Origin of the sequence: Pseudoalteromonas sp. JSTW (genome assembly GCF_013423925.1) — a bacterium.
Classification (GTDB): Bacteria; Pseudomonadota; Gammaproteobacteria; order Enterobacterales; family Alteromonadaceae; genus Pseudoalteromonas; species Pseudoalteromonas lipolytica.
The window spans coordinates 360,588-380,992 of sequence record NZ_CP058973.1 but is presented as its reverse complement, the minus strand read 5'-3'; the positions used below and the strand labels follow the sequence as shown (position 1 = coordinate 380,992).

Genomic DNA, 20,405 nt, shown 5'->3' with positions numbered 1-20,405 from the left:
TAATTAAATACAGTCGTGCCGCATGACTAAAAAGGGGTAGGTGATGAACACCAAAAAGCGGTTTATTTCACCGTCAGCCATGCTCTTTAACAGCCTGCGGTCAGATAACCTGCTTGAACAATAAGAAACGGCATGCCTTGGTGGCAGTGATTACAAGATTAAAGAGGGGCTGATTGTTTCGCTCTTTAAGATTCAAGGGTTGGTAAAAAGAGAGAGCGGAACTTATTACTAGCTATAGTATTAGAGCTAGTATAAGCCCATGCATTAATAATGATGAGCTTGAAAGGTTTTATGGTAACTTAAAAACAACCTTGCAAAGTACCATAATCAACGCGTTAGCATATGATAAATGATGTAATAGTGTATATCTGTTATCACAGTTTAGAACGTTAGTTTCTTAAGAAATTGGTCTGATTCGGTTGCGCAAAATACAATCAAAAGTTAATGTATTTGAGAACATAAAGAGCGGCAAGTTTCATAATAGACCAAATGTAGCTGTTAGCGCTTGAGGATGTTTTAGAACGTGGTGTCCATCTCTATGCAATCGTTAAACAACTTCGGTATTAAGAAAGCAGTGAATAGCGTGGCTATAAGTAATAATGGGTCTATCAAGAAATAAATAAAGCGCTTCGAGAATAAAAAGCAAGGATATTTTTCGCCGCACAGACGTTATGTATATATGTTCTAAGTAAGAGGATGTTTATCGTAATGTGCTTGAGCAACATGCTCTTATTCAGCGTGTTAGCCATATTTGAAACTTCTGGGAAAACGTCTGTCGAAAGATTTTCCATTCAATGATAATTGCATTAATTTAATACAAGCCAATCATGAATCGCGAAAACATACATCAGAATATCTGCTCTTTATATTTGTTTTGAAATTGCGCTAATTTTTATTGACGAATAAAAATATTTTACTAATTCATGCTACAAGGGATGGTGTTTATTATGAAGAAAATCAGTGTTTTATTTATTTTATTTAACTTTTTCACATCCGCATTATACGCTTCTGAAAAACCACAAATTATCTCTGTTAATTTGGTTAAGTGTAACGGTTGTTCTGATCAAACAATCAGTTCTCATGCTGCATCAATGTATTCACTTTCAGGTGTTGGTGTTTACGAGGTTAATTATCTGGATATTACTGGGGGCATTTTATCGGTTACAACCGTCAATGTGACGCCAGTGAATGTTGGTAAGGATCGTTCCGAAACAGAGGTTCATGCTCATGTTGATTCTAGTGATAGTGAGATAAGTGGCAAATTAAAATCGGTCAGGGAATCGTATGAAAAGATAAATGATATCTTTAGCCGCGGATACACGTTAGATAGTCGTTTTGCTTTTAAAGATGTATACCAAGCTTTGCTTGCCAAAGAAGCATTCAAGCAAGAAGTTGAGTTCTATATCCGAAATGCTGCTAACATTCTTAGAAACTTAGATAATGCTAAAGCAGCTGCAGCTATTATTGCAGGTAAAACAAGTGCCCAATCAAGAGCCGTTTTGGCAAGTGTTGCATCACATTCAATCAATAATACAAAAGTAACGTTTACTCTTTCTGATGGTACAAAAATTGAGGTCAAAATTGCTTTTCAATTCGTAGATGGGGAACTTACATTTGAAGTTGTTGATTTAGGGTTGGCATATACTGCTGATGGTCAATTAGTCCCTACGTCTAGTTTTCAAATGCAGAATCATGATGCGTCAGGCGTATACTCTTCGTCTTATATCCAATACCTTGGCACTTTGAATATAGATGTTACAGTAAATGGAAGTTTTGGTGGAGGTAGTACTTGCCCAACAAAATTAACTTGTAACGAAAATGGAACTGAGTGTGTTGCTGCGACTGTAAGTTGCGAATGAGTTATACTTCAAAATTAAGGGTCATTCTGCCACTTATGAGACTGTAACTAATTTCTGTAATTGCCTATCTCAAATTAACCTCTAGATTGGGTAAGAGTAGGTAAGTGGTAACAATTGGGTCAGATATTACTTTTTGCATTGTAAATGTTCATTAAAATGAAGAGTGAATACACAACAAAACCAGCTAGATAGGAATCATTAGGTGCGTTGATAAAATACTTGGCGTGTTTATTTTGTATTTACTATAAAGGTTTGTAAAAACGTGACAAAAAGAAAGACCTGATAACAGCCTTCAATTGAACGAAACGATGATTAAATGAAGGCTTTAAATAAGAGTAACCTAATTGATTTGCCCAAATATCGGTAAACGAAAGGAGTGTGTTGGAGAACTCTGCCTGATCATCAAAGTCGGCCTGCGGCCAGATAACTTGCTTGAACAATAAGAAACGGCATGCCTTGGCGGCAGTGATTACAACATAGTGCCTGTTTCATCAATACCACAGGCTATAGACTCAATTTTCTTCGTGAGAATATTTAACGTGATGGCTATGAGCAAGCGCTGATTGAAAATGCTGCTTTGTAACTGACGCGATTGACGTTAAATTAAAAGATAAGCAGTGCATGCCCAATATCGCTGATTTGACTAAAACACTCATTTAGCACCGTGTACCTTCGTCGGGCTAGACTATTAAACAGTATGGGTATTTGGTGCTGGTAATGGGCAAGAGAACGCTCAGTGTTTAATCCATTGTGTAGTAAAGAAATAGCAATTTTTGATAAAAGTATGGGTAAATACCGATTTTAAAATAACAATCAACAACACTCTATAAAACAGGAACGACAAATGTATACAGGAATTAGTCAGGTTATTCGTGCTTTACCTGCATTCGCATTAAGTGTTTTTTTAGCCGCTTTATGCTTTACAGTTAACGTGTCTGCAAAAGAAAATACCCCACTCTCTGAACAAAGAAATCAACAACTAAAAAACCTTGTTCAACAAAGTACAATCCCGCAATTAATTCAGGCAATGAAAGAAAAACAGCTCACAGCAACTGAATTAACACAGTTTTTTATTCAGCAAATCGATGAGCTCAATCCTCAATTAAATGCTGTGGTTGCAATGAACCCCGATGCTATAAGCATAGCTATGCAACTTGATGAAGCGCTTAGTCATGGTAAGTTACGCGGCCCTTTGCATGGCATACCAATTTTAGTAAAAGATAATATCGAAACTGAGACTATGCCTACAACGGCAGGCTCGTTAGCATTAAAAGATAATTTTACGCACAGAGATGCGCCAATTATTGCCAAACTTAAACGTGCAGGGGCCATTATTTTAGGCAAAACAAATTTAAGTGAATGGGCCAATATGCGCTCTGAACGTTCATCGTCTGGGTGGAGTGCGATTGGGGGGCAAACGCGTAATCCCCATGATTTAAATCGTTCTACGTGCGGGTCTAGTTCAGGCTCTGGTGCTGCTGTTGCCGCCTTTTTAAGTGTTGCTGCGATTGGAACTGAAACAAATGGCTCTATTACGTGTCCGTCTTCTGCAAATGGTATTGTGGGTATAAAGCCCACGGTAGGTTTATTGAGCCGTCATGGCATTGTGCCTATTTCTCATACGCAAGATACAGCGGGGCCTATGACACGCTCGGTAATTGACGCGGCCATTTTACTGTCAGTTATGCAAGGTTTTGATGAAAAAGATCCCGCAACAAACATCGCAAAAGGGCACCTTAATTATGACTATACGCCAGAGCAAAGTGCCATCTCATTAAAAGGCAAGCGTTTAGGTGTACTGTATGCTGCGCCACTTGCTCATGAGCAAGTTGAGTCACTTTTTAACCAGACTAAACAGATGCTCGAACAAGAAGGTGCTTTATTAGTTGAGGGGTTATCGACAGAGCCATATGATCATTTTTATCAAGATAGTTATGATGTTTTACTCTATGAGTTTAAAGCGACTTTAAATGACTACCTTGCTCAACTGCCAAACGAATATAAATCGCTGACACTAGAAAAGTTGATCCAGTTTAATCAAGCTCACGCTACTAAGGAGATGCCTTACTTTCAACAAGAAATATTTGAAAAGTCGCAGCAAAAAGCAACGTTAACCGACCAGAAGTATCTAACAGCATTACAAAAAGTGCATCAAGCAACCAGAGCAGATGGCTTAGATAAAATGCTTAAAGAACACAATCTTGATGCAATTATTACTGTGACTTTAACACCCGCGTGGTCAATAGACCGTATCAATGGGGATCACTTCACGGGCAGCTTTTCTACTTACCCGGCTGTATCTGGCTACCCTCATTTAACGCTGCCTATGGGTAAAGTGCATCATATGCCTGTTGGACTTTCTATTACGGGTGGTGCGTTGAGTGAAAAAGAGTTGATTGCTATTGCGTATCGGTTAGAGCAATTGATTGGATACAAATACAATTAATTTTTAGTGCATCCCCTGAAAATATCCTTTCAGGGGAGGCACAAATATAAGAGTACTTAATTACTGTGGCGTTGTTTAGGTACTTTAATTTTAAACAACAGTGTATAAAGCACTGGCACAACAATAAGTGTCAGTACTGTCGCAAAACCAAGCCCAAACATGATTGTGACCGCCATTGATTGGAAGAATACGTCAAATAAAAGTGGGATCATTCCTAAAATAGTCGTGATCGCTGCCATAGCGACTGGGCGCACACGACTAACGCCTGAATCGAACACGGCTTGATAAGGCTCTTTTCCGCTATCGAGTTCGAGGTTAATTTGATCCACTAATACGATGCCGTTTTTAATCAACATGCCACTTAAGCTCAGTAAACCAAGCAGTGCCATAAAGCTAAACGCTGCATTCATTAATAACAAACCTGCCGATACACCAATGATTGCCAGAGGCACTGTGGCCCAAATAACCAGTGGTTTTTTAACTGAGTTAAACAGCAATACAGTAATTGCAAACATTGCCAAGTAACCTAGCGGTAATGAGCCAAAAATCGCTTTTTGTGCTTTGCTTGCTGATTCAAACTCGCCGCCCCATTGCAACTCATAGCCGTGTGGCAGGTCAATCGCTTCAATATCTTTGCGGACACGGGCAAACAGCTTCGCAGGTGTTTCATCACCAATCACATCATGGTCTGCCATGACAGTGATAGTGCGTTTTCGGTCACGGCGCATAATTAAACTGTCTTCCCATTCAACAACAAAGTCATCAACTACTTGCGTAACTGGCACAAAGACTCCCAATACAGGGCTGTATATTTGTAAGTCGCGCAGGCTTTCGACATTTAACCGCTCTTCTGCAGGCGAGCGTGCAATAATGGGCAGCATTTGCGTGCCGTCTTTATACACGCCGACCTGTTTACCCGATAAGCTTGTTAATAAAAGCTGATCAAGATCAGACTTAGCAATCCCTAAACGGCGTGCTTTTTGTTCGTTGAACTGCGGACGAATAAGTTTAGAGCGAGCACGCCAATCATCACGAATATTAAAGGCTCCAGCGTCTTGATGAAGAATGTCTTTTGCTTGCTTAGCGAGCTGACGAAGTACGACAGGATCAGCGCCTGAAAAGCGCGCTTCAATTTTTGCATCGGTCGATGGCCCAATTTCCATGCGTTTAACTTTAAGCTGCGCATCGAGAACATGTTCATGTTGGTAGTCGCGCACTTTTTTGATCATGGCTGTCACGGCCTCACGATCTTGTACACGAATAATCAACTGTCCATAAGCTGGGTATGACTTTTCTGGCGCGTATGTCAGCATAAAGCGAGGAGCACCTTGGCCAACCGTGGTGGTCACTTCTTCAACGAGAGGGTCGGCTTGTAGAAACGCTTCAAGTTTTGCTACCCCGTCCATCGTGGTATGAATATCGGCACCTTGAGTATGCCAGTAATCGACATAAAACATGGGGGTGTTCGAGGCCGGAAAGAATGATTGCTTAATAAACTTAAAGCCAAATACCGCACTAACGAGCATGATCACCATGAGCAATAAGGTGGTTTTACGGTAACGCATTGCGTAATGCAAAACACCTTTATACACATTGAAGATAATACCTTGATAAGGGTCTTCATCGTGGTGAGGCTGTTTTTCCGTAGCTTGTTTAAACATTAAGTCAGCAAAGAAAGGCGTGAGTGTAATCGCCGTAATCCAACTGAGTAATAACGAAATAAACAACACCCAAAATAAGCTACCTGCAAACTCACCACTGGCATCCGAGCTTAAACCAATTGGGGCAAATGCAGTAACCGCAATCACGGTTGCACCCAATAACGGCCATTTAGTTTGATCAACAATATTGGTTGCAGCTTGTAGTTTAGTTTGCCCGCGCTTTAAATTAATAAGAATACCTTCGGTAACAACAATCGCGTTATCAACCAGCATACCGAGCGCAATGATCAGAGCGCCGAGCGAAATCCGCTGCAAATCAATGGCAAATAGCTTCATAAAGATAAAGGTGCCGAGTACGGTTAGGAGTAAAATGACACCTATTAGTACACCGCTTTTAAAGCCCATAAATACCAGCAACACCACAATGACGATAGCAACGGCTTCAAGTAAGCTAATAATAAAACCACTGACAGACTTTTCGACTTCTGCTGGCTGATTATAAACACTATTAATCTCTATACCGTGTGGGCGTTGGTATTCTAACGAAGCTAAATGCGCGTCTATTTTAGCGCCCACATCAACCACGTTTACACCTGTGCTGAACGACACGCCTACAAGGAGTGCTTGCTGCTGATTAAAGCGAATAATGTTATTTGGTACTTCTGCATACTCTCTAAATACCGTTGCAACATCACCTAAATATATAAGCTCGTTTTCACCCGGCTTTGAAATTAAAAGGTTTTCAAGCTCTTTAACGTCTTTAAATTCACCGGTGGGGTGTAAACGAATTGATTCATCGCCAACCCGTACTTTCCCCGCGTTAGAAACACTATTTTGGGTTTGCAAAAGCTGGTAAATACGGTCTGGCGAAATACCTAATTGTGCTAATTTTCGGGTTGAAATTTCAACCATTACCTGTGCTTGTTGCTCACCGCCAACGGTTACTTTGCTTACGCCATCAACCAGTACTAACTCACGCTTTAAATAATCAACGTAGTCTTTTAACTCATCATACGAATAGCCATCACCGGTCACGGCATACATCACACCGTAAACATCACCAAAATCATCCATAATTTTACTTGGGTAAACACCCGAAGGCATTGCGGCGGCTTGGTCGTTAATTTTACGACGCAATTCATCCCAAATTTGGCGAAGGTCTTGTTTGCGGTAATTACTTTTCATCTCAACGGTAATTTGTGATTTACCGGGCGACGAAATACTGGTGACATAATCAACATAGGGTAATTGTTGAATTGCATTTTCAATTGGAAAAGTAACTTCTTCTTCAACTTGTTGTGGTGAGGCACCTGGGTACAGAGTGATCACCATTGCTTTTTTCAAGGTGAACTCAGGGTCTTCAAGTTGCCCTAAACCAAAATAAGCCACGGTGCCACCTATTAGCAAAAACAGTGCGAACATCCAGCTTATAACTTTTCGCTCAATAGCAAGTGCAGCAAAGCTCATTATAAGCCTCGCTCTTTTTGCCATGGACGTACTTTCATGCCTTCCTCTAAGGAATGCACACCTGCAGCAACCACCATTTGACCTTGCTCAATACCTGAAAGCACTTCAATACCGTTGCGGTGTAATTGGCCCACTTTAACCGCTTTTTTATGAACTAAACCGGTGTTTTCGTCATACAGCCATACATAGCTATTATTTTTTTCAGACTCTGTTGGCTCTGAAAACACTGCCTCAACAGGCAGCAGAATATACGCTGATTGTGAGTGGGTGATTTTGCTTAAATCAATATCAACACGGCCTGTCATTCCCGCAAGAAGATTAAAGTCTTCAGGCACTGGCAGCGAAAACACCACTTTGTATGTAAGGGTGGTTGGGTCAGCTTGGGTATCAAATTCTTTTACGGTGAGTTGGTACGACTTGTCTGGGTAGCCATCAAAAATAACATCAGGTTGGTAGTCAACGTCTTTATCAATGCGTGCAATGAGTTTTTCAGGCACTTGGATAACCACATCCATTAAGTCGCGGGTTTCAAGACGTAATATGTTTTGCTTTGCTTGGATATTTTCAAAGTTCTTCACAAAAACTTTTGCCACAGTCCCCGCAAAAGGAGCGCGAAGTTCACTGTTATCTAAATTGGTTTTTGCAATTTTTAAAGCAGACTCTGCCACTTGCTTATTTGCCAGTGCTTGGTCTAGCTCTGCTTGGCTTGCGATGGAGCGATCAAATAGCTTTTGAACGCGTTCAAGTTGCGAATCAGCAAGCTCAAAACGTGCTTTTCGCTCTTCGTACTGAAGCTGAAAATCTTCTGGATCAAGTTTGGCAAGAAGTTGGCCTTTTTCAACATGTTGGCCAGCAAGTGCAGGAAACTCAAGTAATTCACCATTGACCCTAAAGGCCAAGTAAGACCCTTGGTTGGCAACGACTTCTGCAGGAAAACTACGAATAGCCTGATCTGACTGACTGTTGGTATTGAAAAGTTTAACAGGGCGTATGACCGGCTCAGCGTTGCTTTGCGCAGTTTGCTCTGTACATGCCGCAAGTGACCATAATACAGTGGTGAATAACACGGCGGATGCCAATCTCATTGTCTTCTCCATAGATATGAAAGCATAAATTTGCTGCAGGATACGCTGCAAAGATATAAAATAAAAATTATTAAATTTTAGAAACATCATTAATTTTATTAATAGGGTTTGCGGTTAATGAATTTAAATCAATTAATTATTTTAGATGCTATCGTGCAAAGCTCTAGTTTGAGCCAAGCGGCGGTAAAGCTTCATAAAACACAACCCGCCCTTACAATTGCCATCAAGAAGCTAGAGTCTGAACTAGGCTTTGAGTTATTAGACCGTGCACACTACCGATTACATTTGACTGAAAAAGGGCGTATTTTTTATCGAGAGGCGCGTCAGTTGCTTAATGCTAACAGTGAGTTAAGTTCGTTAGCTAAAGAGCTTGCACTCGGTAATGAAGCTAATTACCGAATTTGTTACGAGCAGCTGTGTCATCAACATAGTTATAACCAAGTCATTAGCCACACTTTCAAGCGCTTTTCGAGCACCGAGTTTAGTATTTCGTCTGGTAAACGCTTTGTTTCGCTAGAGCAAGTAAATAGCCATCAAGCAGATTTAGGAATTGGCCCATGGTTTGATTTGTTTCATGCGACGGGTGATCTAGAAAGTTTACCCATTGGTAAATTTGACATTGGCATTGTGAGTGCGCCAGGTGTCGTGCCAGCGGAAATTAGCTTTGCCGACATTCAAAATTACCCGTGTCTGGCAATGTTTGAGAGTGACTTAAGTTTTGATAGCGACAGACTCTCTTATACGCTAGGGTCTGCCTTGATGAAAATTGATGATATAACCAGTGTTAAATCGTTTTTGCTTTCTGGGGCAGGGTGGGCAATGATCAGTTTACAGCACTGTCAAAGTGAAATAGAAGCAGGTCTTTTACAGCAAATAAAAATTACAGATCGAGAGCACCAATTTGGTGCAGAAATTCGTGTATTTAGACAGCACTCCGTGCACCATGGCCCGGTTGCGAGGGCTATTTGGCAGGCATTTAGTGAAGTAAGTAAACAGTATTTGGATTCAATTCGTGCAACAAGCAACTAAAGAAGAACTCATTTATACGGTTATAGCCTCTATTCCAGAGGGAAAAGTAGCCAGCTACGGGCAGGTAGCTGGTCTTGCTGGTTATCCTAATAATGCAAGACTGGTGGGACGATTATTAAAAATGATGCCAAGCGATTCTAAAATTCCATGGCATCGGGTGGTCAATAGTCAGGGCAAAATATCCTTCCCTGAAGGCACACCTAAACACCGTGAGCAACGTCAAAAACTGATAATAGAGGGTGTCACCTTTAACAAGTCAAAAATTAATATGCGTATACATCAATGGGACTAAGCCACTACGCCTGCTATAAATATATAAACCCGCCTCAATACACGTATAAACTAATAGATAGGTAGTGGCATACGCAGCCGATAAGTACAAATACATGCCATATAGCGTGACTGTAATGTCGCGTTTTAGCGCTGTAAAAGAAAGTTCCCAAGCTATAAGCAATGCCGCCTGCGAGTAACCACCACAACGCATTTGGGTCAAGATTCAAATATAAAGGGTAAACAAGAGCAAGTGCAAACCAACCCATCAATAAGTATGTTGTTAGCGATATTTTTTTATTGGTATGCTTTACAAGCAACTTATAAATTACCCCGCCAATGGCTAAAGACCAAATAAACACTAATGCGGCCACTGCCCACGCGCCCGACAACGAAATAACTAAATAAGGCGTGTAGGTACCCGCAATCAGTAAGTAAATTGCACAGTGGTCACACTTTTTATAAATAGCACGCAGGCGCTCTTTTGTACTTGCGTGGTAGAGCGTTGAGGCTAAAAAAAGTACCAATAAGCTTGAGCCATACACAACAGCACTCACGGTGGCTGACATTGCGTTTGATTGTGACACTAAGTCCCACAATACATACACAGAAAATAGGACACCTAAGCCATGTGTGAGCACATTAAGTTGTTCTTCTTGGCGTGAATAAGGAAGCGCAGTTGTCATAGACCATCTAATAAAAATGAATTAAAAAACAATTTCAGTGTACAAGTGTACGCTGAATTTATCAACGCTTATTTTTTCACTAAAAGTTGGTTAAAAAAGTAATTTTTATTGGTTTTATTAACCAATGCTGAATAAGTGTAAAAATTAATTACCTAAAAAATTTATTTAAAAACAAGTTCTTATAAATTATTTTCATGATGGCACAACCTTTGATTATGTAATTACGACTAATTACTTAAAGAGACAAGGAATATCATTATGAATAACTCACTAAAACTTACGACTGCTGCGTTACTTGTATTAGGGTCTGCTCAAGCAAGTGCTACTGACTTTGAATTAGACATTAGTAACACCATCACACAAACCATTAAAAGCTATGTTCAACAAGCAAGTATAGAGCTTAAGCAAAGTGTGAATAAAAGCATTGAGTTTGATGCTCAAAAATTACTTGAAAGTTACATGGGTGATGCGGACACCGCTTCAAAAGAAGCCGTAACGTTGGCTGCAAAAACATCTGAAGTAACTAACAAGCAGTAAGGAGGCAGGACAATGAGTAGTGAAATCAGCTTATTTTTACTAATGGTTGCACCTGTGTTGAGTTTACTCAGTGCGTATGCATCAATCGAGTTATTTCGTAATGTTGCACAATGGTTCAACTTTTAGGATAGGAAATAGAATTAAGATTTCATGAAATATTGATCGGCGGACTAAAAGCGCACGTAACTAAAGGCATGTGGTTTTTTGATAGTAGACTTTATGAAGCGTGCGATTTTTCCTTTACCGGTTTTTATTTTACCTGAAGGGTACACAAAGCTAAGAATCTTTGAACAGCGTTACTTAACCATGGTAAAAGAAGCTGTTAAAGACAACACCGGATTTGTGCTTTGCACATACCAACACGACACAGAACTTAATCTGCCTGAGTTCGGTTGTATGATGCAAATAACCGATTTTAATCAAGATGATAGCGGGCAGTTACTCATTGATGTGTATGCAGAGCATGCTGTGTCTATCAATCAACCATTTTATGATAAACAAGAACTTCGTCATGCTGATGTTGAGCGCGTGTCGAAACCGAGCTGGTATGTAAAATCAGTCGTCACCGATGAAAACTTACTACTAAGCCATACGCTGAAAGCTGTATTTGCGAATCAACCTGATTTAGCTGCACTCTATAAAGCCCCTCAATTTGATAACCTTGCGTGGGTTGCTGCGCGTTGGCTCGAAATATTACCCATTTCACTAGTTAAAAAACAACAACTTGCCTTTAAATCTAACTTTGAAAATTTGCTAAGTTTCCTCCATACTTTGATTAATACCGAATTTACTGATTAATGTGATCTGTTTGTTGTCGCTCTGCGTAATGTACGTAACGACAATAATTGGATGACATTAAAATGGTAAGTCAACAACTTCAAACAGGTTGTAAACCTAACACAGGTCAATTCACTGCCATGCCAGATACACCAAGCAAAGAGCTTGCAGATGCATTATTTGCAGTTGCAACGCACCGCGATAAACGGGCGTTTGCGCTGTTGTTCCAATATTTTTCGCCAAAAATAAAGCGCTTTGGAATTAAACAATTTGGCTCTGAAGCGCAAGCGATGGAGCTTGTGCAAGAAACGCTTACTTCAGTTTGGCGCAAGGCACATCTCTATCACAAGGACAAAGGGGCCGCAACGACATGGGTTTATACCGTGATGCGCAATGCTTCTTTCGACATGCTAAGAAAAATGAAAAGCAGTAGAGAAGAGTGTATCAGCGAAGATATTTGGCCACTTATTGATGAAGCGACTCCGGGTCAACACGAATTTAGCGACCATTTAGAAGACAAACAAATTAAGCAGTACCTTAACAAGCTGCCTCAGGCGCAACGTGAAGTTGTACGTGGGGTGTATTTTCAAGATATGTCGCAAGAACAACTTGCAGAGCATTTAAATATTCCCGTAGGTACAGTGAAGTCTCGTCTTCGCTTGGCCTTGCAGAAGTTACGCAACGAAATGGGAGACCAACATGATTAAGCACCATCCTTCTAACGACATTCTCATGCAGTTCAGCGAAGGCAATTTGCCAGCATCGTTGAGTATCGCTGTCGCTATTCATGTTGAAATGTGCCCCGTGTGTAAAAAAGAGATTGCAGCACTCGAAGCCAAACAGGCTGATAATGTATTTGCAGGATTTGATGCTGATAGTGAAGATTCATTTGATGCAGGCTTATTCGATGCAATTACGGCAGACGATGCAATCGACGAAGTTTACGAGCAAGCCCCCATTACGGTTGATGTTAAAGATAAAACTTACACATTGCCTCGCGCCTTAACACGTATTGGTCACAGTAACTTTATGCAACTTGGTAAGTTGGCGCGTTCACGCATTGACATAGACGACGGTGCTTTAAGAGCCAGTCTTTTACATATTGATGCAGGGGGTGAAATTCCAGAGCACACACATACTGGATTTGAGCTAACCTTACTACTAGAGGGTGAGTTTAGTGATGAAGAAGGCAGTTACGTACCTGGAGATTTTATGATGCTTGATGGGCGTCATAATCATACGCCTAAAACGGCGCAAGGGTGCTTATGTTTTACGGTGGTGAGCAGTGCTCTACACTTTAACAAGGGTATCAGCAAATTACTTAATCCAATTGGTAATTTGATTTATTAGTAGGAACTTTATGCTGCAATCGACAATAAAAATAGGTATTAGTGCTTGCTTAGCAGGCGATAAAGTGCGTTTTGATAGTGGTCACAAAAAATCAAACTTTTGCATGGATGAGTTAGCTAATCATGTCGAGTATAAAAAGTTTTGCCCTGAAGTCGCGGTTGGTTTGCCAATACCGCGACCGACCATTCGCCAAGTGCGTGTTGGTGACACGATAAAAGTATGTCGACCAGATGGCACGGGCGATGTTGGCCCTAAACTGACCGAGTATGGTAAGCGCGTGGCAACAGAACAAACTGCTGAGTTAAGCGGTTTTGTGTTTTGTGCTAAAAGCCCAAGCTGTGGCATGGAACGGATTAAAATTTACAATGAAGCGGGTACCGGAAATACTTCTGAGGGCGTTGGTTTTTTTGCTGAGCAAATTATGGCTCACAACCCGCTACTACCCTGTGAAGAAAACGGTCGCTTAAACGATATGCACCTGCGTGAAAACTTTGTCATGCGGGTCTACACCTACAAACATTGGCAAACGCTTAATGAGCAACCCATTACCGTGCACCGTTTAACGCAGTTTCATGCGCAATATAAATATTTGCTGATGGCTCATAATTACGAGGCGTATCGAAACTTGGGTAACTTACTGGGCACATTTGATGGCGAAGATATTAATGCGCTCGCGAATGAGTACATTTTGGGACTAATGACCGCATTAAAGAAACCTGCTTCGCGAAAAAATAATGCCAATACCTTAATGCACTTGCAGGGGTATTTTAAAAAGTCGCTCACTAAAATTGAAAAGCAAGAGCTTCGCGATGCGATTGACGAGTATCGAAAAGGACTTGTTCCTTTGTACGTACCGCTTACCTTAATTAAGCACCATCTAAAAATACATCCCAATGAATACCTTGCAAAGCAAGTCTATTTTGACCCTTACCCGAACGAACTGAAATTACGCTACGGAATTTAATGAAGACATTATTTTGGTTTAGGCGCGATTTGCGCCTTTTTAATAACGACGCTTTATATCGCGCTATCGACAATGGATGCCAAGATGCGGTTTTTTTTATAACCGAAAAACAATGGCAACAACATGATGTAGCACCTATTCAGATTGATTTATTAAAGCGCCGTTTAGCATTCTTAGGGCAACTTTTAGCTGATAAAGGCATTACATTACACCTTATTGATGCACACGATTATTCGGGGTGTGTTGATAAGCTCTCAGCGTTTTGCCAACAGCATTCTATTGAAAGTGTTTATGCAAATAATGAATATGAACTCAATGAAGTTGAACGAGATAATGCATTTTTAGTTAAAGCTGATGCGCTAGATGTACATTTTTACAGCTATGATGGTGATGTTATTGCCCCCCCAGGCAGTATTAAAAACCAAAGTGGCGAGATGTTTAAAGTGTTCACACCTTTCAAAAATGCGTGGTTAAAGCAGTTTCAAGATACGCATTTTTATTTTGCCGAGCCGCCTAATATGCCACCTGCAGTTCAGTGGCAAGAAAATGAATTATTAACCTCTGACGGCAGCTCCGAAAAATGGCCGGTTGATGATGAAACGCTAAGCCATGTATGTGCACGCTTTATCGACGAAAAGCTTGGTACGTATCAGGAACAACGTGATATCCCAGGTATTAAAGGCACCTCAGGTTTAAGCCCTTATTTAGCGCTGGGTATTATTAGTGTTCATCAGTTGCTGGCGCTCATTCAGCAGCGTCATCCCGATGTATTGAAAAATGCTAAAAGTAGTCTGTTTTGCTGGGTAAACGAGTTGATTTGGCGCGAGTTCTATCGTCACCTGATTGCGATTTATCCAAATTTGAGTAAATACGCCAACTTCAACGATAAATACGATGCCCTAGCATGGCGCGACGACGAACATGACTTTAATGCGTGGTGTGAAGGTAAAACCGGCTATCCGCTTGTGGATGCAGCAATGCGACAATTATTGCAAACCGGCTGGATGCATAACCGGTTGCGAATGGTGGTTGCTAGTTTCTTAACTAAGCACCTCCTTATTGATTGGCGCAAAGGCGAACGCTTTTTTATGAAACACTTGATTGATGGCGATCTGGCGTCAAACAATGGTGGATGGCAATGGGCTGCTAGCACAGGGTGTGATGCACAACCTTATTTTCGTATTTTTAATCCAATTACCCAAAGCGAGCGCTTTGATCCAGATGGTGAGTTTATCCGTAAATATCTACCAGAGTTGGAAAAAATACCTGCGAAACACATTCACTTCCCACATGACTACTTAGCTAAACAGGGAAGTAAAAGCAGTTATTGGTCTCCAATAGTTGATCATAAAGCGGCGCGAGAGCGTGCGTTGAACGCGTTTAAGGTGTGATATGGACAAGGCGACCCTTGACAGATTTATTAATGTTTATCAAACACTCAATAAAGACAATTTGCATCTGCTTGATGAAATCTACCATCAAGATATCCAGTTTTCAGACCCCCTTCATGCAGTGGATGGTTTAGCCGCTTTACACGGCTATTTTAAAAATTTGTACGCTAATGTTATTTCTTGTGAATTTAACATCACTGATGTCGAGCACACGACCAACAAAGCCTTTATTTATTGGACAATGTTTTACCGTCATCCAAAATTAAACAAAGGTAAAAAAATAGCGGTGGAAGGGCACAGTCGGCTCGTTTTTTCTAACGAAAAAATTATCCAACATCGCGATTATTTCGATGCGGGTGCCTTACTGTACAGACACATTCCGTTACTTGGTTCAGCAGTTCGTTTCATTGATAAAAGAGCGAGTGCATAATGACAACACTAATTACAGGCGCGACATCTGGCATAGGTGAAGCGCTTGCGTATAAATACGCAGATGCTGGCGAGCAGGTTATAGCATGTGGTCGTAACACCGACAAGCTTGCTAAATTAAGTGCCCACAGCAACATTGAACGTTGTGAGTTTGATGCCACAAATTTGCAAGACATCCGTTCAAGCACCGTGGCCTACACACAATTTGATCGCGTTATATTAAACGCAGGAAATTGTGAATATATTGATGATGCGCGTAATTTCGACAGTGCATTATTTACCCGCGTTGTAACAACAAACTTATTAAGCATGGGCTACTGCTTAGAGGCCTTGCTGCCAAAAATTAAGCCGGGTGGCCAGTTGGTCATTGTCAGTTCAAGCGTCACATATTTACCCTTGCCACGAAGCCAAGCCTATGGCGCCTCTAAGGCGGGAGTCAGTTATTTAGCAAACAGCCTTGCTGTTGATTTAAATGATGTAGACGTGACCTTGGTTCATCCCGGATTTGTGAAAACGCCTTTAACAGATAAAAATGACTTTCCTATGCCCATGGCGGTTAGCGCAGAAAAAGCAGCTAGTTACATATACAAAGGGGTTGAAAAACGACGTAAGGAAGTGCATTTCCCTTATCGATTTACCCTCATTTTAAAATTATTACGAATGCTTCCTACGCCATTATGGCTGAAGCTTGCAAAAGGATTATCACGTTGAAAAAAGTGGCCGTAATTGGGTCGGGTATAGCAGGTTTAAGCTGTGCGCACCTACTTCATAAACATTATGATGTAACAGTGTTTGAAAAAAATGACTATATAGGCGGTCACACTGCCACAATTGATGTCAACGTTGACGGTGTTGATTATGCCGTTGATACAGGCTTTATTGTGTTTAATGATAGAACCTATCCATACTTTGAAAAATTGCTCGACCGATTGGGTGTGCAACGACAAAAAACGCAAATGAGTTTTAGTGTGCATAACGAACAAACGGGCTTTGAATACAATGGCCACACTTTTTTTAGTTTATTTGCACAAAAGCGAAATATCTTTCGTCCTAAGTTTTGGAAACTACTCAAAGACATCGTGCGTTTTAATGATGTGTGTAAGGCGTTACATGCAGAGCAAAATTATCAACCTAACCAAACGCTAGGCGAGTTTTTAGATGAGCATGATTTTAACGAATTTTTTCGTTACCACTACATCCTGCCTATGGGAGCTGCAATTTGGTCGACCAGTATTAAAGAAATGACCAAAGTGGGAACAGAGTTCTTCGTTAAGTTCTTTTATAACCATGGCCTTTTAGATATTACCAACCGCCCTCAGTGGTATGTTATTCCGGGAGGGTCTCGTGAATACATCAAGCCAATGATTAAAGGTTTTGCAGACAAAATTCGTCTTAACAGTAATATTAGTTCTGTATCGCGTGGTGAAGAGTGTGCCCATGTTCATTTTGATGACGGTTACAGCGAAACGTTTGATAAAGTTGTTTTTGCGTGTCACTCAGACCAAGCTTTAAAGCTCTTGTTAGACCCAACTGAGGATGAAAAAGCGGTACTTTCTGCGATTCCATACACAGCGAATTCGGTGGTATTGCATACCGATACCTCTTTGCTTCCTAAACGTAAGGCTGCCTGGGCAAGTTGGAATTATTTGCTTAATAACAACACAGACAAAGCTGCTGTGGTTACTTACCAAATGAATATTTTGCAAGGAATTGAAAGTAAACCACAATTCTGTGTGACCTTGAACCACTTAGAGGGAATTAACAAAAACAAAATCTTACGCGAATTTATCTATCACCATCCTGTCTTTAACAAAGAATCTATTGCTGCCCAGAAGAAAAAAGCGCTGATAGATGGCCATAAAAACAGCTATTTCTGCGGTGCCTATTGGTACAATGGTTTTCATGAAGATGGTGTAAGAAGTGCCGTGAATGTTGCTAAACAACTCGGAGTTGAGTTTGAATAGTGCTATTTACATTGGTGATGTTCGACATCGGCGTTTTGCAGTAAAAGAGCATCACTTTAAATACCCGCTTTACATGATGTGGGTCGATTTAGCCAAGCCAGAGGAGCTGAATAATATTCATCCTTGGCTTGGTTGTAATGGCTTTAAACTATTAAAGTTTAAACAAAGCGATTATTTTAACTATCAAACCAACATGCAGTTATCATTGCAGCAACGCGCACTGGATAAGCTTGCGGAACTGGGGGTTAACACAACGTTTAGCCATGTTTATATGCTGGGGCAAATGCGCTGTTTTGGCATTTACTTCAGCCCCGTAAATTTTTTCTTTTATCAAACCTCCGATGGCAATTTTACACACATGCTTGCAGAAGTGAGTAACACGCCGTGGAATGAACGTCATTATTATGTCGTACCTTTAGAAAAAAAAGTGAACTTTAAAAAGGTTTTCTCCGTATCACCTTTCATGAACTTAGATATGAACTATCATTGGAATGTCAGACTTAATTCTGATAACGCTATGATTCATATTGAAAATAAAAAAGACGACACTCTTTTGTTTGATGCAACACTTCGTTTGCAAAGGCAAGCCCTGACTAAAGAGCAGGTTAGTGCCGTGCTGAAACAGTTTCCAGCGATGACGTTGAGTATTTTTAAAGGTATTTACATTCATGCGCTGAAACTATTTTGCAAACGTGTGCCCTTTATTGGTCACTCAGGCAAGCAAGAGAATTAAAATTAGGTGATGTGATGGAAAAAGTATCAAATTTAACGCAATCCTCTACAACAGGTTGGTTGTCAAAAATTTATAAGAAACTGGTGACAGGTGCGTTCAGCAGTATCGACATAGGCTGCATCACATTAATTGATGGCAACGAGCGCGAACAGTTTGGTAATCCACACAGTTCGCTCAGTGTTACGGTGACAGTAAATGACGCCGCAATGTACAAAATGTTTGCCATGTCGGGCAGTGTGGGGGCTGGTGAAGCGTATATTTTAGGGTATTGGGATTGTGATAACTTAACGCAACTCATCGAAATATTTGCCCTCAACCAAGACAAACTAGACGCTTTTGAAAAAAAATTCGCTTTTTTAAGTGGTATTGCTCACCGAGTCAACCACTTAAAAAATAAAAACTCTGCATCGGGTTCTAAAAAGAACATCGCAGCGCATTATGATTTAGGCAATGATTTATACAGCGCATTTTTAAGTGACGAAATGCTTTATTCATGCGCTGTGTATCCATCGAAAGCAGCGACGCTAGAACAAGCACAAACACACAAACTCGCTCTTATATGTGAGCAAGTCGACTTGCAACCTGGCGATAAGGTCATTGAGATTGGAACCGGGTGGGGGGCATTTGCTATCTATGCTGCAACGCATTTTGATTGCCATGTCACAACCACCACTATTTCTGATGAGCAGCATGATTATGTTGCAGAAAAAATAAAAGAATTAAATTTAGAGCACAAAATAACGTTGCTTAAACACGATTATCGTCTCCTTGAAGGCCGCTACGATAAGCTTGTCTCTATTGAGATGATTGAAGCTGTGGGTCACGAGTATTTGCCTGGCTTTTTTGCTAAGTGTCAGTCACTGCTAAAAGCTAATGGGGCAATGCTTATACAAGCGATCACAATTGCGGATCAACGCTATAGCCATTACTTAAAGAACTCAGATTTTATACAGCAGTATATTTTCCCCGGCGGTTGTTTGCCATGCTTAGATGAAATGAACAAGCAAATTAAACAGCAAACTGACATGGTTGTTCACAGTGTTAAAGACATTGGGGTGCATTACGCCAGAACGTTGGCTGACTGGCGTGAACGCTTTGTGGCAAGCTGGCCTGAAATCGATAAAGTAAAATTTGATCAACGCTTCTATCGTTTGTGGCTATTTTATTTGGCTTATTGCGAAGGCGCGTTCAGAACGCGTTCGATTAGCACGGTTCATTTGGTTGCGCGTCGACCTCGTTTTGTTCACTCAGGCGATGACATTGCGCTCAATTATTAATTTCGTGTTGTTTCAGGGAGTGTGGTTTATGGCCTTACTCCTTGAGCAACAAGCCATTATTCCAGCTTTAGGCGTTGTTGGATTGATGATCTATCTTTCCGAGCAACGCAAGCAAGACCTTTTGCTTCTAGTGTGTGGCCTGCCCCTTGCGTTAGGCTTTGAATGGCTTGCGACATCCTTAAATTTACTGAGTTTTAAAGTCTACCCCTTTCCATTTTGGCTGGTACTCCTTTGGGGAGCATTGCTTTTAACTATCAATACTTCAATGCAGTTTCTGCAAAAGCTTCCATGGTATTTAGGGTGGCTTGTATGCGCTCTTTTTGCACCGGGTAGCTATCATGCAGGGGCGCGTTTTGGTGTTTTAAACATCGATATATCGCTTTGGATGTTCTGGTTGTGTTATGGCATTAGTTGGGCCTCGATGTTCATGGCAATTATTGTCATAAACAAACGCTATTTAACCTCAAAATGATCACTTAG

The 20,405-nt window shown here is 40.8% G+C and carries 19 protein-coding genes; 16 read left to right on the top strand and 3 right to left on the bottom strand.

All coding sequences use genetic code 11. The annotated features are described in order from the left end of the window. Window positions 1-947 precede the first annotated feature (947 nt). Window positions 948-1,859 carry a hypothetical protein gene (locus GZH31_RS18030; protein ID WP_180311898.1) on the top strand — a complete coding sequence of 304 codons (912 nt, stop codon included), beginning with the start codon at window positions 948-950 and terminating at the stop codon, window positions 1,857-1,859. An 844-nt stretch (window positions 1,860-2,703) separates the two neighbouring features. After that, window positions 2,704-4,305, top strand: coding sequence for an amidase (locus tag GZH31_RS18025; RefSeq protein ID WP_180311897.1), 1,602 nt, complete (start codon window positions 2,704-2,706; stop codon window positions 4,303-4,305). 56 nt (window positions 4,306-4,361) lie between these two features. On the opposite strand, the gene GZH31_RS18020 is transcribed toward GZH31_RS18025, so the two are convergent. Continuing rightward, a complete protein-coding gene (locus GZH31_RS18020; RefSeq protein WP_180311896.1) occupies window positions 4,362-7,433 on the bottom strand; it encodes an efflux RND transporter permease subunit in 3,072 nt (1,023 codons plus the stop codon). Further along, window positions 7,433-8,518, bottom strand: a complete 1,086-nt coding sequence (locus GZH31_RS18015; protein WP_036972034.1) for an efflux RND transporter periplasmic adaptor subunit — start codon at window positions 8,516-8,518, stop codon at window positions 7,433-7,435. The genes GZH31_RS18020 and GZH31_RS18015 overlap by 1 nt, the downstream gene beginning before the upstream one ends. 117 nt (window positions 8,519-8,635) lie before the next feature. On the opposite strand from GZH31_RS18015, the gene GZH31_RS18010 reads away from it, so the two are divergent. Both GZH31_RS18010 and GZH31_RS18005 read left to right on the top strand, forming a co-directional pair. Then, window positions 8,636-9,547: a LysR family transcriptional regulator gene (locus GZH31_RS18010; RefSeq protein WP_065979037.1), complete on the top strand. Its 912-nt coding sequence runs from the start codon at window positions 8,636-8,638 to the stop codon at window positions 9,545-9,547. Next, window positions 9,531-9,839: an MGMT family protein gene (locus GZH31_RS18005; protein ID WP_180311895.1), complete on the top strand. Its 309-nt coding sequence runs from the start codon at window positions 9,531-9,533 to the stop codon at window positions 9,837-9,839. Before GZH31_RS18010 ends, GZH31_RS18005 begins: the two co-directional genes overlap by 17 nt. 34 nt (window positions 9,840-9,873) lie before the next feature. Here GZH31_RS18005 and GZH31_RS18000 read toward each other — a convergent pair whose 3' ends face one another. Then, on the bottom strand, window positions 9,874-10,503 hold the full coding sequence (locus tag GZH31_RS18000; protein WP_180311894.1) for a hemolysin III family protein: 630 nt from the start codon (window positions 10,501-10,503) through the stop codon (window positions 9,874-9,876). A 258-nt stretch (window positions 10,504-10,761) separates the two neighbouring features. Here GZH31_RS18000 and GZH31_RS17995 point away from each other — a divergent pair, with 258 nt between their 5' ends. From GZH31_RS17995 to GZH31_RS17940, 12 genes are all read left to right on the top strand, one after another. Beyond that, a complete protein-coding gene (locus tag GZH31_RS17995; protein WP_051501856.1) occupies window positions 10,762-11,040 on the top strand; it encodes a hypothetical protein in 279 nt (92 codons plus the stop codon). Window positions 11,041-11,259: 219 nt separating this feature from the next. Continuing rightward, complete coding sequence (locus tag GZH31_RS17990; protein ID WP_180311893.1) at window positions 11,260-11,838, top strand: LON peptidase substrate-binding domain-containing protein; 579 nt, start codon at window positions 11,260-11,262, stop codon at window positions 11,836-11,838. Between the two features lie 62 nt (window positions 11,839-11,900). Then, window positions 11,901-12,524 (top strand): sigma-70 family RNA polymerase sigma factor, encoded by a 624-nt coding sequence (locus tag GZH31_RS17985; RefSeq protein WP_036972027.1) that lies wholly within the window; start codon window positions 11,901-11,903, stop codon window positions 12,522-12,524. Then, a complete protein-coding gene (locus GZH31_RS17980) occupies window positions 12,517-13,167 on the top strand; it encodes a ChrR family anti-sigma-E factor (protein WP_180311892.1) in 651 nt (216 codons plus the stop codon). Before GZH31_RS17985 ends, GZH31_RS17980 begins: the two co-directional genes overlap by 8 nt. Window positions 13,168-13,177: 10 nt before the next feature. Continuing rightward, complete coding sequence (locus GZH31_RS17975) at window positions 13,178-14,131, top strand: DUF523 and DUF1722 domain-containing protein (protein ID WP_036972023.1); 954 nt, start codon at window positions 13,178-13,180, stop codon at window positions 14,129-14,131. After that, complete coding sequence (gene phrB / locus GZH31_RS17970) at window positions 14,131-15,522, top strand: deoxyribodipyrimidine photo-lyase (protein WP_180311891.1); 1,392 nt, start codon at window positions 14,131-14,133, stop codon at window positions 15,520-15,522. Before GZH31_RS17975 ends, phrB begins: the two co-directional genes overlap by 1 nt. Window position 15,523: 1 nt before the next feature. Further along, window positions 15,524-15,952 (top strand): nuclear transport factor 2 family protein, encoded by a 429-nt coding sequence (locus tag GZH31_RS17965; RefSeq protein ID WP_036972020.1) that lies wholly within the window; start codon window positions 15,524-15,526, stop codon window positions 15,950-15,952. After that, window positions 15,952-16,662 carry an SDR family NAD(P)-dependent oxidoreductase gene (locus tag GZH31_RS17960; protein ID WP_036972018.1) on the top strand — a complete coding sequence of 237 codons (711 nt, stop codon included), beginning with the start codon at window positions 15,952-15,954 and terminating at the stop codon, window positions 16,660-16,662. The genes GZH31_RS17965 and GZH31_RS17960 overlap by 1 nt, the downstream gene beginning before the upstream one ends. Next, entirely contained in the window at window positions 16,659-17,915 is a 1,257-nt protein-coding gene (locus tag GZH31_RS17955) for an NAD(P)/FAD-dependent oxidoreductase (protein WP_180311890.1), read from the top strand. Before GZH31_RS17960 ends, GZH31_RS17955 begins: the two co-directional genes overlap by 4 nt. Further along, on the top strand, window positions 17,908-18,648 hold the full coding sequence (locus tag GZH31_RS17950; RefSeq protein WP_036972014.1) for a DUF1365 domain-containing protein: 741 nt from the start codon (window positions 17,908-17,910) through the stop codon (window positions 18,646-18,648). The genes GZH31_RS17955 and GZH31_RS17950 overlap by 8 nt, the downstream gene beginning before the upstream one ends. Window positions 18,649-18,662: 14 nt before the next feature. Next, the gene (locus GZH31_RS17945; protein ID WP_075593257.1) at window positions 18,663-19,925 is read left to right on the top strand and encodes a cyclopropane-fatty-acyl-phospholipid synthase family protein; all 1,263 of its coding nucleotides are present in this window, start codon (window positions 18,663-18,665) and stop codon (window positions 19,923-19,925) included. Continuing rightward, window positions 19,903-20,397 carry a DUF2878 domain-containing protein gene (locus GZH31_RS17940; RefSeq protein ID WP_180311889.1) on the top strand — a complete coding sequence of 165 codons (495 nt, stop codon included), beginning with the start codon at window positions 19,903-19,905 and terminating at the stop codon, window positions 20,395-20,397. The genes GZH31_RS17945 and GZH31_RS17940 overlap by 23 nt, the downstream gene beginning before the upstream one ends. The last annotated feature ends 8 nt before the right edge of the window (window positions 20,398-20,405 follow it).

Bases quoted from the DNA above. Each gene is read 5' to 3' on its own strand.
- GZH31_RS18030 (WP_180311898.1), top strand. From the start codon at position 948: ATGAAGAAAATCAGTGTTTTATTTATTTTATTTAACTTTTTCACATCC.
- GZH31_RS18025 (WP_180311897.1), top strand. From the start codon at position 2,704: ATGTATACAGGAATTAGTCAGGTTATTCGTGCTTTACCTGCATTCGCA.
- GZH31_RS18020 (WP_180311896.1), bottom strand. From the start codon at position 7,433: ATGAGCTTTGCTGCACTTGCTATTGAGCGAAAAGTTATAAGCTGGATG.
- GZH31_RS18015 (WP_036972034.1), bottom strand. From the start codon at position 8,518: ATGAGATTGGCATCCGCCGTGTTATTCACCACTGTATTATGGTCACTT.
- GZH31_RS18010 (WP_065979037.1), top strand. From the start codon at position 8,636: ATGAATTTAAATCAATTAATTATTTTAGATGCTATCGTGCAAAGCTCT.
- GZH31_RS18000 (WP_180311894.1), bottom strand. From the start codon at position 10,503: ATGACAACTGCGCTTCCTTATTCACGCCAAGAAGAACAACTTAATGTG.
- GZH31_RS17995 (WP_051501856.1), top strand. From the start codon at position 10,762: ATGAATAACTCACTAAAACTTACGACTGCTGCGTTACTTGTATTAGGG.
- GZH31_RS17990 (WP_180311893.1), top strand. From the start codon at position 11,260: ATGAAGCGTGCGATTTTTCCTTTACCGGTTTTTATTTTACCTGAAGGG.
- GZH31_RS17985 (WP_036972027.1), top strand. From the start codon at position 11,901: ATGGTAAGTCAACAACTTCAAACAGGTTGTAAACCTAACACAGGTCAA.
- GZH31_RS17980 (WP_180311892.1), top strand. From the start codon at position 12,517: ATGATTAAGCACCATCCTTCTAACGACATTCTCATGCAGTTCAGCGAA.
- GZH31_RS17975 (WP_036972023.1), top strand. From the start codon at position 13,178: ATGCTGCAATCGACAATAAAAATAGGTATTAGTGCTTGCTTAGCAGGC.
- phrB (WP_180311891.1), top strand. From the start codon at position 14,131: ATGAAGACATTATTTTGGTTTAGGCGCGATTTGCGCCTTTTTAATAAC.
- GZH31_RS17965 (WP_036972020.1), top strand. From the start codon at position 15,524: ATGGACAAGGCGACCCTTGACAGATTTATTAATGTTTATCAAACACTC.
- GZH31_RS17960 (WP_036972018.1), top strand. From the start codon at position 15,952: ATGACAACACTAATTACAGGCGCGACATCTGGCATAGGTGAAGCGCTT.
- GZH31_RS17945 (WP_075593257.1), top strand. From the start codon at position 18,663: ATGGAAAAAGTATCAAATTTAACGCAATCCTCTACAACAGGTTGGTTG.
- GZH31_RS17940 (WP_180311889.1), top strand. From the start codon at position 19,903: ATGACATTGCGCTCAATTATTAATTTCGTGTTGTTTCAGGGAGTGTGG.